Genomic DNA, 15,728 nt, shown 5'->3' on the forward strand with positions numbered 1-15,728 from the left:
ACATGATGAAATTTATTGCGATTGCTGGAACGAGTGCGAAAAAATCATATAACCGTTCACTCCTTCAGTTTATGAAAAAGTATTTTAAAGAAAAAGCTGAAATTGAAATTATGGACATAGCAGATGTCCCAATGTTTAACCAATCAGATGACCAATCCAATACAGAAATTCTACAGATGTTTAATGATAAAATCACTGAGTGTGATGGGGTGATTATTGCAACGCCAGAGTATAACCACTCAATTCCATCAAGCCTCAAAAGCCTTATTGAATGGCTTAGCTTTGAGCTTCATCCTCTAGTAGGAAAGCCTGTAATGGTTCTTGGAGCGTCAAGAGATGTACAAGGGTCATCACGTGCACAATTACATCTTCGCCAGATTTTAGATGCACCAGGTGTCGATGCTAATGTGATGCCGGGTTATGAATTCTTACTTGGGAATACCCACAAGGCTTTTGATGAAAACGGCGACCTCAATAGCGAAAGAACGATTGATTTCCTAGAAATTTGTTTCTTGCGTTTTATGCGTTTTTCAAAAATTGCAAACCTTTTAAATGAAGAGGAAGCGTTTGAGTTTAACCCAGGTGATTATGAGGTAAGTACACTAGGACATGGTGGTAGTCTACCGATGAAGGTGACTTTCAGCGAAAAGCGTATTGAGACTATAGAAATTGACAGAGAAGGTGAGACAGAAGGCCTTGCAGATGTTGTTTTCATAAGAATTCCAGATCGAATCCTCGAAGGGCAAACGCTTAATGTAGATGCGATTTCAGGTGCTTCAGAAACGAGTAATGCCGTACTTGATGGCGTTGCGAAAGCGATTAAACTTGCAGGTGTTAACCCTGATATCTTAAAAAGACGCCCTAAACCACCAAGTGCTCTAAACAAAGAGGATGAAGAGTACACTTGTGACGTCGTCGTCGTAGGTGGCGGTGGCGCGGGTCTCAGTGCTGCGGCAACAGCCCTTCAAAAGGGTGCAGATACAATTGTTATTGAAAAATACCCAGCAGTGGGTGGTAATACTATCCGTTCAGGTGGTCCAGTCAATGCAGCTGACCCAGAGTGGCAAACTGGATTTGAGGAAAATCCTGGTGAGAGAACGACTATAGAGCATTTACTTTCTACTGATGAAAATCAGATTCACGCTGAGTATTTAGAAGATTTTAGAGCCCTAAAGAAAGAATTTGAAGCCTATAAAGAAAAGTTTGCAGATGTAAAAGGACACCTTTTTGATTCACCGTTACTTCATAGAATGCAGACTTATTTTGGTGGTAAGCGAACTGACCTTCATGGCAATAATATCTATGGTCAATATGACCTGGTAAAAATTATGACCGACCGTGCGCTTGAAAGTGTCAAATGGCTTGAAGAAATCGGTGTTGCATATGATAAAAGTATCGTTTTTGCACCAGTAGGCGCATTGTGGCGTCGTGGACATAAGCCTGTTAAGAGCTATGGGACTGCATTTATTTTAGCCCTAAGAGACTATGTTGAAGCGAACTCAGGCAAAATCATTACAGATAGTCCTGTAAAAGAATTCATCCTAGAGGATGGCGAAATTAAAGGTGTGATTGCAACAGGAGAGAATGGTCAAAAGATTACAATCCATGCTAAAAAAGTGGTACTTGCAAGTGGCGGTTTCGGTGCTAATACCAAAATGCTTAAAGCATACAACACCTACTGGCAAGAAATTGACGATAATATCAGAACGACAAACTCATATGCAATGACTGGCGATGGGATTTTACTTGGTCAATCAGTGGGCGCCGCACTTACAGGCATGGGCTTTACACAGATGATGCCAGTAGCTGACCCAGAAACTGGCGAACTCTTCAGCGGTATTCAAGTGCCGCCAGAAAACTTCGTCATCGTTAATACAGAAGGTAAGAGATTTATCAACGAGTTCTCGGGCAGAGATGTATTAACCAAAGCGGCGATTGAGCAAGGTGGGTTATTCTACCTTATCGCGGACAGTGAAATCAAGAAAACAGCTGCCAATACAAGCGAGGAAAAATTAGAGCTCCAAGTGGCAGCAGGAACACTCTTTAAAGCAGATACAATTGAAGAACTTGCTGAAAAAGTCGGTATGAATCCAGATATTCTTGCGGACACTGTAAGAAAATACAATTCATATGTTGATGCGGGTGCAGATCCTGAATTCCACAAAGATACGTTCAGCTTAAAAGTAGAAAAAGCACCTTTTTATGCAACACCAAGAAAACCAGCTGTTCACCATACAATGGGCGGGTTAAAAATTGATACCTCTACCCGTGTATTAGATGAAAAAGGCAATCCAATTAAAAATCTATATGCTGCTGGAGAAGTTGCAGGTGGCATTCATGCGGGCAACCGTCTTGGGGGTAATGCACTCACCGATATTTTTACGTTTGGTAGAATCGCTGGAAAAACAGCAGTTGAAGAAATGTAATTGGGTGATCTTAAAAAATCATAAAATAATTAATACCTTAAAAAAGTTCTGAGCAGAAAATTTGATCGGGACTTTTTTTATAAACAAGTGATAACATCTAAAAACATGCCCATCAAAAAAGTATAATTATTTTAATTTGAATTGTCCGCCGTGAAGCGACAACCTATTAAAAGCGTAAAATTCCGATTCCTATTTATAATAATGGACTTGTAATTATTGAAAAAGCGGTATATTATAATTAACAACGTAATATGTAGATAAAAATTAACATCTACTATAGAAGCTTTTATGTGGAGGGAATCATGAGTTTAAAATACGAAAGTACACGAGATAATCGTGTAAATGTACGCCCATCAGAAGCAGTTGTTAAAGGTCTTTCAGATGATGGTGGTTTATTCGTACCAAGAGAAATTGACGGGCTTGGTCTTGATATTAAAGAAATGTGTAGCCTTAATTTTCATGAAACGGCTAAAAAAGTCTTGAGTCTTTTTTTTACTGATTTCTCAGAAGAACAGATTAACGATTCAGTTATGAAGGCTTATGATAGCAAGTTTGATGATCCTGAGATTGTCCCTGTAAAAAAAGTGGGAGAGACTTATATTATGGAGCTTTTCCATGGGTCGACCATTGCCTTTAAAGATATTGCCCTATCTATTTTGCCGCATTTGATGAAAAAGGCGCAAAGCAATTGTCGCATGAAAGAAGAGATTGTCATTTTAACAGCGACTTCTGGTGATACTGGAAAAGCGGCACTTGAAGGCTTTAAAGACGTTGAGGGTACTCAAATTATTGTCTTTTATCCTAATGATGGTGTCAGCAAGGTTCAAGAAATGCAAATGCTAACAACAGATGGTGCCAATACCCATGTGGTCGCTGTAGAAGGTAACTTTGATGATGCTCAATCAGCGGTTAAAGCGATTTTTAATGATCAAGACTTAAGAGCGAAATTGTCTGCTAAGGGCATGAAATTTTCATCAGCTAATTCTATCAATATTGGGAGACTTGTGCCTCAAATTTCATACTATTTTTCGACTTATGCTGATATGGTGAAAAAAGATCAGATTAAGTTAGGGGACAAGATTAACTTTGTCATTCCAACAGGTAATTTCGGTAATATTCTTGCGGGCTACTTTGCTAAGACTTTAGGTTTACCGGTGGGTAAACTCATTTGTGCGGCTAATGAAAATAACGTCTTATATGACTTTCTAAATACAGGGGTTTATGACATCAATAGGGACTTTAAGAAAACGATGTCGCCTTCAATGGATATTTTGATCTCAAGTAACCTTGAAAGATTGCTTTATTTTATGAGCGATAAAGATAACGCCTATGTGGCAGAACTCATGGACCAACTCAAAAAAAATAAAAAATATGAAGTGACTGATGAAATCAAGGCAAAAATCAAAGACCAATTTTGGTCATCTTACTGCTCAGAATCGGACACGAGCCAAACGGTTAAAAAAGTCTATGAAGAAGAGGGATATCTACTTGATACCCATACAGCTGTAGCCTACAAGGTCTATGAAGACTATGTTAAAGCAACAGACGATGAGAGCAAAAGTGTGATTCTATCAACAGCGAGTCCTTTTAAATTTACAGGCAGTGTTTACAAAGCCTTGTTTGGTCAAACAGAGACTGACGAACTAAATCTTATTGCAGAACTCTCCCATCAAACAGGTATAGAGGTGCCAAAGCAAATTGAAGGCTTAGGTGATCGAAAAATCCTTCATAAACGTTTCTGTAGACCTCAAACCATGCCCAATGAGATTTTAAATATCTTAGATGAAAAATAGGAAATCAGATATACAAGAAATAAATCGGAGCCATGAATCGGATTTTAGAGAGGTTATATGAACTTGGGAATTCATTAAAAAGACAAGGCAAAAAAGTGAGTACCCAAAAGGATGTTGCACCTGTTTCTAAAAATGGACGTACATTTGTGCCAGTTAAATTTGCTGCAGAAAACTTAAACTGCACCGTAAATGGGATCAATAGCACTAAAGAAGTGGTCGTCATATTTGAAGAATAGAAGGCTGCAAGAAATTTAAGTCTATTTAGGTCAATTTAAGTTCATTTAAGTGAAGCACAAAAACACAATCCCCCTACTGAATTAATCTTGAAGGGAGATTGTGTTTTTTTAATTAGGAGAAGGTTCAAATAGAATTAAGTTTGATTTGGTTCTATCATGAAATCTCCCGTAAAAAAAATAAAGAGTTTATAAATTTTAGCCAATTCTAATTTATTGAGAAAAAAGCGGCTCAAAATGATAAAATTATAATATAGATTGTTAAAGGCTTAGCTTTAAATTACAAGGGAGGCGTATTCATGTGTGTAGCATATGAAGCATTAAAAAGTGAATGTCCTTATAAGTAGAGGCTTTCAGGCTTTTGAGCTTATAATAAAAACGAAAAGAATAAGGAGTATGATTATGAATATGAAAATCTTAATGATGTTATTACTTTGTCTGTGTATCTCACCGTTAACTTATGCAGGTCAAGTATCTGTAGGGGCTGTCGTGGATCAAGTTCTTGAGACCGATATAGAAGCCACTATTGACGGGTTTCCAATACCCTCTATGAATATTAGTGGCTACACCGTTGTGGTAGCAGAAGACTTGAGAAACTATGGCTTTGATGTGGTTTGGAATCCTGTAGAGAAAACATTGATTGTTACTAGAAATAATAAAAGAAACATAAAACCACTGGCTGTCAATAAATCTGAAAAGATTGTTGTGGGTAAAAAATTGGGGGATGTACTATATACGGATATTAAAACTTATATCGATGGCGAAAACGTTCAGGCCTATAATATTGATGGGAGCACAGCGATTCTTGTAAGTGATTTAGCTGTATGGGGAGATGTTCAGTGGAATCCGAACGCACGGACAATCCGTTTTACATCTAATGTGCCTGCAAGCGGAGAAACCACTGTGGCAGAAGACGATAAAACTGACAATTGTGCCATCAAAATTGAAAAAATAGCAACAGTTAATTTAGATCTCAATTTTGAGGATCAAAAATACTATTTTGAAGGCGAAGAAGTGGGTTTTAATAATCAGTTTGCGATGATATCGCTTGAATTCCTAGCTAGAAAATTGGGATACAACATTACAGAAGGTGGTACTAAAAATGAGCCTGTCTTTACCATTCAAAAAGACAACTACAGTTTCAAAGTTAATGGGAAGACCAGTAAAGTTCAGCGGTATTTTTCAGGGCTTTTATATCAAACAGATGATCTAGATATAAAACCTATTGAAAAAAAAGGTGTGCTTTATATCAGTGATTTGGATGCTGATTTTGTATTTGGTTTACGGAAAGCATGGGATGAACAAACTGGAAATCTACATTTGACCTATTCAGATTACACCGTGAAAGATTATGGGATTTATGAGATCATGGGGGAACAGTTCACGATACATTCTAGTATAGATGATGACCCAAGTGCGTATAATTGTTTCGTTTACAATAAGACATTAGATTTACACAGCAATATGAGCGGACATTCGGATATGGAAACCGGTAAGTTTGTGCATCAAGCAAGTGTAATGCTAGCAAGTGGTCATAATGAACTGGAAATGACGGTGGTATATGACGGGCGCATATTAATGTTAAAAACGATTAAGAATATCACACCAGATTATGAGTTGAACAGCCTTAATCTCGAGAATATGATAGGACCGTTCACATGGATTAAAATTTCTAAACCGTTGCAGGGTTATGTTGAAACGGCAGAAAGTGAAATTCCTTTATTAGGGGAACTAACAGGTGCAGACAATAATTATATGAGAGTAGAAATTAAAAAGCTGGATGAAACAAGTCAGCAGTTTGTTGAAATCAATTCTCAGAGTATAGAAATTAAAGATACCCAATTTGACGCCATCATAAAGTTTGGCGAAGGCGTAGGTCTTTATAAAGTTTCAGGATATGCCTTAGTGCCTTATCGATATGGCCAAAGTGGTGAGGCAGAGCTGTTTAAAGTGTTTGTACGTTGTATAGAGTAATAAGATATAAAATTAATAGCAGTTCATTTATCATGGATGTGTTTTTGTGTGATCATCCAGTTAGGCATAAAAAACACCTTGTTTAATTCGAGAAGAGCAGTGTTATGATTGTAGAAGTTCAGAGAGCGTTGTAAAGGCATTGTGACGCTGTGGGCATTTATGATGGGCCTAGCTGTAGAAGTATTGCTAAGTGATGAAGATTTAGGCCTTTAAGTTAATAATAAAAATACTCGTAAAACTTCTATTCCTTTTGGGATGGAAGTTTTTTTATGGTGTGCCCAGCATGGGCGCAATCTTATTTTAAATTGAAACAAAACTGTGCCAAAATTGTGCCACAAGGCACAACCGCACACAATTGGCACGATGTGGCACGGTTTTGTATAACTTTATGAACATAGGAACTTCAACACCTAGGAGGCATTTTTAATATTGGCATCCATATTGCGTTATAGAATGGTGTATCAAAATCTAATAAAGGAAGTGAAACGGATGCAATATCAAATGAACCGAGTTGCGATTATTGGTGCAGGTGTTATGGGTGCCAGCATTGCCGCATTAATCGCAGGGACTGGAACGCCAGTCATTTTGTTGGATATTTTACCGAATGAACTGAGTCCAGAAGAGATAGAAAAAGGGCTGTCGAATTCGGACAAAGTATTTCGAGATAAATTTGCCGTAGCTGGTAAGGAAAAAGTATTGAACCCAAGAAATCGTGCCATTTATCACAAAGACTTTGGTGATCTTATTACCACTGGAAATATTGAAGATGATTTATCACTTTTAAAAGATTGTGACTGGGTATTGGAAGTTGTCTTAGAAGAATTAGAAGTAAAACAACAACTCTTTAAAAAAATGAGGCCCTATATAGGAGAAAAAACCATTATATCATCGAACACATCGGGTGTTTCTATTCGAAAAATTGCGGAACCATTTGACGAAGAATTTAAAAAACGATTTTTAGGGACACACTTTTTTAACCCACCGCGCTACATGAAACTATTCGAAATTATTCCGACTGCCGAAACAGCACCGTCTATTGTTGATTTTATGACGGTATATGCGACAAAGCTTCTAGGGAAAGGCGTTGTATATGCAAAAGATACACCAAATTTTATTGCCAATAGGATTGGAGCACAGGCTAATGTTGCTGTGATGCAGCTTGCCGAAAAGTATCAATATAGTATTCCAAAGTCGGACATGCTCAGTGGTGAGATTATTGGAAGACCTAAGACGGCGACGTTTAAAACCATCGATATGGTGGGTCTGGATATACTTTTGCATGTGGCAGACAATGTGATGAATAATATCACGTCAACTTATGAGGCCAAAGTTTATCGTGTACCGGATTATGTCAGAAAATTAGCATCAATGGGTTACTACGGCGATAAAGTTGGCAATGGTTTTTATAAAAAACAAAAGACCGCTCAAGGTGTTGTAAAAAGTGTATGGGATTGTGATACTGAATCTTATACAGAAATTTCAAAAGTAGAACTTGATATTATGAAGGTCGTTAAAGAAGGTGACACATTAGCAGAAAAGCTTAATTTGGTAGTATGGGGTGATGCGGAAGAACAGCATTTTATCTGGGATGTGATTAAAGCAAATTTACTCTACAGTGCTTATTGTATGCCTGAAATAGCAGATCGTGTTACTGAAATCGATAACGGCATGAAATGGGGCTTTAACTGGCAGTTAGGACCTTTTGAAATATGGGATGCTCTAGGTGTTTCAAAAACCGTTAAGCGTATGCAAGCTGAAGGTGAAGCGGTACCTGAATGGGTTATAAAGCACCTTGAGGCAGGCCATAAGACTTTTTATGAAGATATTGATGAGACGAAATCTTATATTGTCTTGGATCGCAAGTCTGATACTATTTTAAGATCAAATGAGGATGCCTCACTTGTGGATTTAGGGGATGGCGTTGCTTGTCTTACCTTCAAAACCAAGGGCAATACGGTTAATCGCGGCGTAATAGAAATGATTAACAAATCAGTTGAAATTGTTGAAAATGGTGATTTTAAAGGTTTGGTAATTGGCAATCAATCTAAAAACTTTTCTGCGGGTGCAGATCTGGCCTTGATTGGGGAACTTGCAGAGAAAAAGGCTTGGAAGGCACTTGAAACGCTTATTCATGATTTTCAATATGCAAATCTCGCTTTAAAGTATTGCCATAAACCCGTTGTATCGGCACCAAGAGGCATGACCTTAGGTGGCGGTGCTGAAATGGCATTGCATGCACATCGTCAAGTGGTTACAGCGGAAACGTATATGGGGCTCGTTGAACTTGGGGTAGGCCTTATACCTGGTGGTGGTGGCTGTAAAGAGTTACTTGCAAGAGCAATGTTAGATATGGACAAAGCACCATTAGCAGAACGCGTTACTCATGTTAAACGGATTTGGCGAAATATTGCTATGGCCAAAGTTTCTAGCAGTGGTTACGATGCTAAAAAACTAGGGTTTGTGCGATTGGGAGACGTCTTTAATATGAATGCAGATTTACAACTGACAGATGCTAAAAATGAAGTCATAAAGCTTTCACAGACGGCCTACATGGGTAATTTGAAGACACCGATCAACATGACTGGTAAAACGGGATTCGCAGCGATTAAGCTGGAGATTATGCAGATGGTAGACGGTCATTTTATATCGGCATATGACGGCATGCTTGCAGAAAAAGTCGCTTATATTTTAACCGGTGGCAATGTTCTATCCAATACGGTAATGAACGAAGAAACAATTCTGGACTTAGAAAGAGAAATATTTTTAAGTCTTTGTGGTGAAGCGAAGACCCAAGAACGCATTCGACATATGTTGACAAGAGGAAAACCATTGCGAAATTAGGGAGTGATAAAAATGAGAGAAGCAGTTATTGTGGCAATGGGGCGGTCGCCAATTGGAAAGGCACCAAAAGGGAGCCTCAGCAAGACTCGACCAGAATCTATTGGTGCACAGGTTTTAAAAGGCGTTATTTCGAAAGTGCCTTCATTTGATTTAAAAGAGATAGATGATTTTATTGTAGGCTGTGCCTTTCCAGAAGGTGAGCAAGGCATTAATATTGCAAGAATTATCGGATTAAAGGCTGGATTGCCTGATGATGTGCCAGCTCAAACGGTTAATCGATTCTGTTCATCAGGACTTCAAACCATTGCGACAGCAGCGAATAGCATTATCGCTGGACAAGCTGATTGCATTATGGCAGGTGGCATTGAAATGATGAGTGTAGTCCCAATTGGGGGCAATATGTACCACCCTGATCCAGAACTTATCGAGCTCAATCCATCGGCATATATCTCAATGGGGCTTACTGCGGAAAACGTATCAAAAGCTTATGATATCAGCCGAGCAGAACAAGATGCATTTGCCGCTGAAAGTCATAAGAGAGCACTTGATGCAATTGAAGCCCACAAATTTGAGTCAGAAATTATTCCGATTGATGCCGAGCGCATGGGAAAAGATGAGAATGGAATGCCAGTGATCACATCTTTTAAATTTACAATGGATGAAGGTGTTAGAACTGATGTGACTGTTGAATCACTTTCAAAGCTCAAGACAATTTTTAAACAGGACGGGACTGTTACCGCGGGTAACGCATCACAAATGAGCGATGGCGCAGCTTTTGTGCTTCTTATGAGCAAAGAGAAAGCAACCGCGCTTGGCTTAAAACCCATTGCCAAGTTTGTCAGTTTTGCGGTGGCTGGTGTCGATCCAAAGATTATGGGCATCGGTCCTATTAAGGCGATTCCAAAAGCTTTAAAAATTGCAAATATAAAACTAGAATCCATTGAACTTATTGAACTCAATGAAGCTTTTGCATCACAGAGTTTAGCTTGTATTAAGACGTTAGGTCTCAATAAGGAAATTGTCAATGTCAATGGTGGTGCCATTGCCCTGGGACATCCGCTCGGATGCACGGGAGCTTATCTTACCATTAAATTGTTGTCAGAGATGGAAAAAAGAAAGCAACAATACGGGTTGGTAAGCATGTGTATCGGCGGTGGCATGGGTGCAGCAGCAGTATTTGAAAGATTAGATGATTAGAAGGAGGGGAAGATAATGACATTTTCAAAAATTAGCTATGAAGTGAATGATTCAGTTGCAGTCATAGCACTCAATAGTCCTAAAAATCTCAATGCGTTTGACGAATTGATGATCGACGATGTTCTAACGGCACTGGAAAAGGCAGAGGCAGACGCGTCAATTCGCGTTGTCGTTATAAAAGGTAATGGTCCTGCTTTTAGTGCTGGTGGAGATATTGGCATGATGTACAAAGGAATCAAGTCAGGAGACCTTGATTTGGAAAGCGGTGTTCAGAAGATTGCTCTTATTTCTGTAGCCATCAAGAAGTTTCCAAAACCCGTTATTGCTTCTGTGCATAATGCTGTGGCAGGTGCCGCGTTTAATATTGCACTTGCTTGTGATTTCTGTATTGCAAGTGAGGATACTAAATTCATACAAGCATTTGTAAATATTGGATTGATTCCAGATGCTGGAGGTCTTTATCTATTGGGCAGGGCAGTGGGCGTAAACCGTGCAATTCAATTGGGGATGACAGGCAAACCTGTACTTGCTAAAGAAGCACAAATGCTTGGTTTTGTAAGTGAAGTTTGTTCAAAAGAAGAACTGGAAGAGGCGACGGCAAAGATGGCGCAAAAAATTGCTTCAGGGCCAGCGCAATCCTATAAGTATATGAAAGAACTTATTTATCAAAGTCAATTTGCTGATTTTGAATCATATATTAAAGCTGAAGTTATGGCACAAAGTGCTTGTAGCCAATCTTCGGATTTCAAAGAAGGTGTTTCAGCATTTGTAGAAAAGCGAAAACCTTTATTTGGATAATGAATTTGTCTTTTAAGGTGAGAAATAAGGGGAACATTATTTGAAATCGTATAAAATTTTAGGAGGCTCTATTATGAAATGGGAAGCAATATATCAAGAAAAATTAGTTTCTATTGAAAAAGCGGCATCTTTAATTGAATCGGGTGATACAGCATGGTTTGGAGCTTGTTCTTCAGCACCAATTCAACTTTTGGAAGCGATTGGAGATCGATATGAATCACTTGAAAATGTGGATCTGATCACAGCAATGGCACTTTATCCTTATAAATTTCTGAAGTCAAAAGACTATATCGGACATCTCAATTTTCACACGATATTCTATGGTGCTTTTGAAAGACAATTTTATAAGACTGGCAATGTCAATGTTAACTCTATTCATCTTTCTAATATTGCAAGAACATTAAGAGAACATTATGAAGTGAATACGCTTTTGGCGGATGTTTCTGAGCCTGATGAAGAAGGTTATATGTACTATGGTCCTATGGGTGTTGTTGTCAATGGTGAAGTGGCAGAGATGGCAACAAAAAAAATTGTTCAAGTCAATAAATTTCAACCTAAGGTTAAAGGTGTAAAGCATAGAATTCATGTGAGCGAAGTAGATTGCATTTGTGAATATGATCATGAATTACCAGTATTACCTCAACCACCAATTTCAGACATTGATCGCAAAATAGCAGATTTGTTATTGCCTCATATACCGGATGGTGCGACCATACAAGTTGGATTGGGTGGTCTTGCAAACGCAGTGGGCTATGGGCTTGAAGGTAAGCAAAATTTATCAGTGCACACAGAAATGTTTACAGACTCAATGGTTTATCTCGCTAAAAAAGGCGTTATAAGTGGCAAAATATTAGCAGCTTTCGGACTAGGAAGCACGGAACTTTATGATTTTGTTGGCGAAGGTAAAGTAGAACTTGCACCGATCAGTTATGTTAACAATCCATTTGAGATTGGGAAGAATAAAGATTTTATCTCCATCAATGCCTGCTTGATGGTGGATTTGACAGGTCAAGTTTGCTCGGAATCTTTAGGGCATTTTCAATACAGTTCAACAGGTGGGCAATTGGATTATGTACGTGGTGCAAGTGTTTCAGAAGGTGGAAAAAGCTTTATTTGCCTACCTGCAACAGTCAATAATAAAGATGGCAGTATTAAGTCTACAATTAGCTTAAATTTGCCAGATGGTGAAATTGTTACAACGCCAAGAGCAGATGTTATGTATGTGGTTACGGAATATGGGATTGCTCATTTATATAATAAGCCGATTAGAGATCGTGTTCTTGCAATGATCAAGATTGCACATCCAGACTTTAGAGCGGGTTTATTAGACGAAGCAAAAACGGCAGGACTCTTGTCTTAACAGGGGTTATAGGTCAAATTGATACCTTTTAATGGGTCGAGCAATGAGTCAAACAGTCAATCAATGGATAATGCTACCTTTTTGGAAAGCACTTTCCATTGATTGTTAGTTTTTGTTCCGCAAGGATCAGATGTGTTGAGATGTTGAGTGCGTTAGTGATACAATGATATTGTATCAAGTGTGAATACAAGATAAAGGTGCTGAGGTGAATCATGAATGATTTGTTACGGGATAAATGGATGACATTGCATCAAGAAGAAAGTAACCGATTAGAACTGCGGGAAGAGTTGCAGATCATGTGGAAAGAAGATGATCAAAACCATATTGACTTTAAAAATGTATTGCCTCCAAAACTGGCTCCCTCTGCTTATCAAAAATCAAAACAACATTCACGAAAATTGTATGTCTACGCCAATAGCGTTATCAAAAACTTGGAGAAAACATCTAAAAATGATCAGATAGGAGTTGCTATTTTTGACAATGAGGGTTGTTTACTTAAACTGTATGGGAAAGGTAGTTTTTTAACATGGGCTCATGCACATCATATTGAAGTTGGGAGTATTTGGCGCTCTGACAAAATTGGCACTAATATTTTCTCACTTGGCTCAAAACTGAATAAGCGCACTTCACTTATTGGTCCTGAAAATTACCCGAAATTTCTATTGGATACAGCATGCTATTTGGCACATGTGGGGCTTGATAATGGTATAAAACTTGGAAGTGTTGTTGTGATGACGAGCTATGATGAGCGTAGTCCTTATTTATCTAATCTGGCTATGACAATCTCTCGGCTCATTGAACTTCAGATGTTTTGGTTAGATATTACAGAAATTAGCACGGGCATAATTGAAGGATACGGCATTATTTCGTTAGATCAGTCAAATGGGGAAAATCGTATTTTGACCATGAGCAAAGAAGTTTTCCATATTTTAGGACTTAGAAGTAGGAGTGTCCATTATGAATTTCTCGAAGCGGTGATCCCTGATTCTGATGAAAATAGTGAATTTTTTACCATTGTTAATGAAAAGAAAATAGTAAATGATATTAATATCCATCTTAATATCAATGGCATGCAAATAGGGCTCACCATTAGTACTTATGCCTTTAAAGAAAATAAATTTCATATGGATGGTTTGATTATTGCAATCAATTCTATCAAACGCATTAATACACTTTTATCAAAGTACTCTGTGAATACAGCAAGGATGACATTTAACGAAATATTAGGGAAGAGCGATGCATTTTTAACAACTATTGATAAATGTAAAGTTGCTTCAAAATCAAGTAGTCAAATTCTTTTGCTAGGGGAAAGCGGCGTAGGTAAAGATATTTTGGCACAGGCGATACACAATGAAAGTCATAGGCGCTTTCAGCCGTTTGTCGCATTGAATTGTGCTTCTTTTTCTAAAGAACTTATCAGCAGTGAGCTCTTTGGTTATGAAGAGGGTGCTTTTACAGGCGCTAAGAAAGGTGGTAATATTGGAAAATTTGAAATGGCCAATCAAGGGACGCTTTTCTTAGATGAAATAGGGGATATGCCTTTAGATTTACAAGCATTTTTGCTCCGTGTCTTAGAAGAAAAAAGTTTTATGAAAATTGGTGGAAATACGCCTATAAATGTTGATGTTCACATTATTGCAGCGACGAATAAAGATTTAAAAAAATTAATTTGGCAAGGGCTATTTAGAGAGGATTTATTTTACCGCCTTGGGATTGTACGGATTCATATACCGCCGCTTAGACAGCGTTCGGGGGATGTAATCCTTTTGGCGACTTCTTTTATGGAACAAATATGCAAACGGCATCAAAGAGCTGAAATTAATTTGTCAGACTCAGCCAAGGCTTTTATCACATCTTATGATTGGCCAGGGAATGTCAGAGAACTTCAAAATATGCTAGAAGGCATCATTAGCACTCAGCGGAGTGATTTGATTACACGTGAGGATATTAATCGATATTTAGCCTTTGATGATGTTTTAGAACAACCCATGATTAGACCGAGTCGAGTAAGAGATGGCATGCATATCGTTGAGTCATGTGATATTGAGGAAGCCTTAAGGCTCTGTAATAATAATAGAACAAGGACTGCGGCCTATTTGGGCATATCAAGACGAACGTTCTATCGAAGGTTATCTGCATTGAATAAAAGTCAAAAAAAATAAAGTTTCAAGCAATTGATAAGAATGCGGTTATACCGATTTTAGAATTTGACGATTATAGGAACGCACGAGCAAGAATAATTTGGGGATATATAAGGCTTCAAAATTTTGGTATAATAAACTTGTATACACTCTTTGCAACAATACATTCAACATAAAGGTGGTGCAAGTTTTGTTTCAACCTGTAAAGACTAAAAAAATATATGAAATGATCATAGAGCAAATTCAAGCGATGATCCTATCTGGAAAATTGAAAACTGGAGACAAATTACCCTCAGAACGCGTTCTAGCGGAACAATTCAGTGCATCTCGTGCGTCTATCAGGGAAGCAATTAGAAGCCTTGAAATACTTGGCGTTGTGGAATGCCGTCAAGGCGGTGGCAATTTTATAGGAGACTATAAAAGATCAAACTGGATTGAGCCAATATCGCTGATGTTTAAGTTAGGTGGCGGTAATTTTGACGAAATACTGGAGATTCGAACGGTTATAGAAGTAGAAGCCGCACGTCTTGCGGCGATAAGAATCACAGAAGAGCAAAAAGTAGCTTTCATCGCACTGATAGAAGCCTTCAAATCAGCAACATCAGAAGAAGAACTCTCCCAATTGGACCAACAATTTCACATTATAATAGCGGAAGCCTCTCATAATGTTCTAATCGATACTATGATGCGTGCGATTCAGGCTATATTGAAGAACTTTATAGAAGAAGCGCGACACTCTATAAATGTTTGGGATCAAGATTCTGGCGTGCTGTTGCTTCAACATTGTAAAATAGAGGAAGCCATCATAGCGGGTAGGAGTGAAGAGGCTGCCTTAAATATGAAAGAACATTTTGCGATGGTGGTTCGAAGTCGATCTCAATAACAAGGCCCCATAATTTACTATCATGATTCAATATCAAAATTTAATATCAAAAAAGCGTAGGAGCTTTTACAAATCTAGTCCT

The 15,728-nt window shown here is 38.2% G+C and carries 10 protein-coding genes; all 10 read left to right on the top strand.

Annotation, left to right across the window (positions count from 1 at the left end; translation table 11 throughout):
* Positions 1-2 precede the first annotated feature (2 nt).
* On the top strand, positions 3-2,426 hold the full coding sequence (locus F3D3_RS04905; protein WP_242877079.1) for a flavocytochrome c: 2,424 nt from the start codon (positions 3-5) through the stop codon (positions 2,424-2,426).
* Positions 2,427-2,728: 302 nt separating this feature from the next.
* Positions 2,729-4,219 carry a threonine synthase gene (gene thrC / locus F3D3_RS04910; protein ID WP_069871734.1) on the top strand — a complete coding sequence of 497 codons (1,491 nt, stop codon included), beginning with the start codon at positions 2,729-2,731 and terminating at the stop codon, positions 4,217-4,219.
* A 32-nt stretch (positions 4,220-4,251) separates the two neighbouring features.
* Entirely contained in the window at positions 4,252-4,455 is a 204-nt protein-coding gene (locus tag F3D3_RS04915) for a stalk domain-containing protein (RefSeq protein WP_069871736.1), read from the top strand.
* 399 nt (positions 4,456-4,854) lie between these two features.
* On the top strand, positions 4,855-6,426 hold the full coding sequence (locus F3D3_RS04920; protein ID WP_069871737.1) for a hypothetical protein: 1,572 nt from the start codon (positions 4,855-4,857) through the stop codon (positions 6,424-6,426).
* A 429-nt stretch (positions 6,427-6,855) separates the two neighbouring features.
* Positions 6,856-9,267, top strand: a complete 2,412-nt coding sequence (locus F3D3_RS04925) for a 3-hydroxyacyl-CoA dehydrogenase/enoyl-CoA hydratase family protein (RefSeq protein WP_084388831.1) — start codon at positions 6,856-6,858, stop codon at positions 9,265-9,267.
* 12 nt (positions 9,268-9,279) lie between these two features.
* Entirely contained in the window at positions 9,280-10,464 is a 1,185-nt protein-coding gene (locus tag F3D3_RS04930; protein ID WP_069871739.1) for an acetyl-CoA C-acyltransferase, read from the top strand.
* A gap of 15 nt (positions 10,465-10,479) precedes the next feature.
* Entirely contained in the window at positions 10,480-11,262 is a 783-nt protein-coding gene (locus tag F3D3_RS04935) for an enoyl-CoA hydratase-related protein (protein WP_069871741.1), read from the top strand.
* 73 nt (positions 11,263-11,335) lie between these two features.
* On the top strand, positions 11,336-12,622 hold the full coding sequence (locus F3D3_RS04940; protein WP_069871742.1) for an acetyl-CoA hydrolase/transferase family protein: 1,287 nt from the start codon (positions 11,336-11,338) through the stop codon (positions 12,620-12,622).
* A gap of 212 nt (positions 12,623-12,834) precedes the next feature.
* Positions 12,835-14,784 carry a sigma-54-dependent Fis family transcriptional regulator gene (locus F3D3_RS04945; RefSeq protein ID WP_069871744.1) on the top strand — a complete coding sequence of 650 codons (1,950 nt, stop codon included), beginning with the start codon at positions 12,835-12,837 and terminating at the stop codon, positions 14,782-14,784.
* Between the two features lie 169 nt (positions 14,785-14,953).
* A complete protein-coding gene (locus F3D3_RS04950; RefSeq protein ID WP_069871746.1) occupies positions 14,954-15,646 on the top strand; it encodes a FadR/GntR family transcriptional regulator in 693 nt (230 codons plus the stop codon).
* Positions 15,647-15,728 lie beyond the last annotated feature (82 nt).

Origin of the sequence: Fusibacter sp. 3D3, assembly GCF_001748365.1 — a bacterium.
GTDB lineage: Bacteria > Bacillota > Clostridia > Peptostreptococcales > Acidaminobacteraceae > Fusibacter_A.

Excerpts from the sequence above, each read along its gene's own strand:
- F3D3_RS04905 (WP_242877079.1), top strand. The coding sequence starts at position 3 with ATGATGAAATTTATTGCGATTGCTGGAACGAGTGCGAAAAAATCATAT.
- thrC (WP_069871734.1), top strand. The coding sequence starts at position 2,729 with ATGAGTTTAAAATACGAAAGTACACGAGATAATCGTGTAAATGTACGC.
- F3D3_RS04915 (WP_069871736.1), top strand. The coding sequence starts at position 4,252 with ATGAATCGGATTTTAGAGAGGTTATATGAACTTGGGAATTCATTAAAA.
- F3D3_RS04920 (WP_069871737.1), top strand. The coding sequence starts at position 4,855 with ATGAATATGAAAATCTTAATGATGTTATTACTTTGTCTGTGTATCTCA.
- F3D3_RS04930 (WP_069871739.1), top strand. The coding sequence starts at position 9,280 with ATGAGAGAAGCAGTTATTGTGGCAATGGGGCGGTCGCCAATTGGAAAG.
- F3D3_RS04935 (WP_069871741.1), top strand. The coding sequence starts at position 10,480 with ATGACATTTTCAAAAATTAGCTATGAAGTGAATGATTCAGTTGCAGTC.
- F3D3_RS04940 (WP_069871742.1), top strand. The coding sequence starts at position 11,336 with ATGAAATGGGAAGCAATATATCAAGAAAAATTAGTTTCTATTGAAAAA.
- F3D3_RS04945 (WP_069871744.1), top strand. The coding sequence starts at position 12,835 with ATGAATGATTTGTTACGGGATAAATGGATGACATTGCATCAAGAAGAA.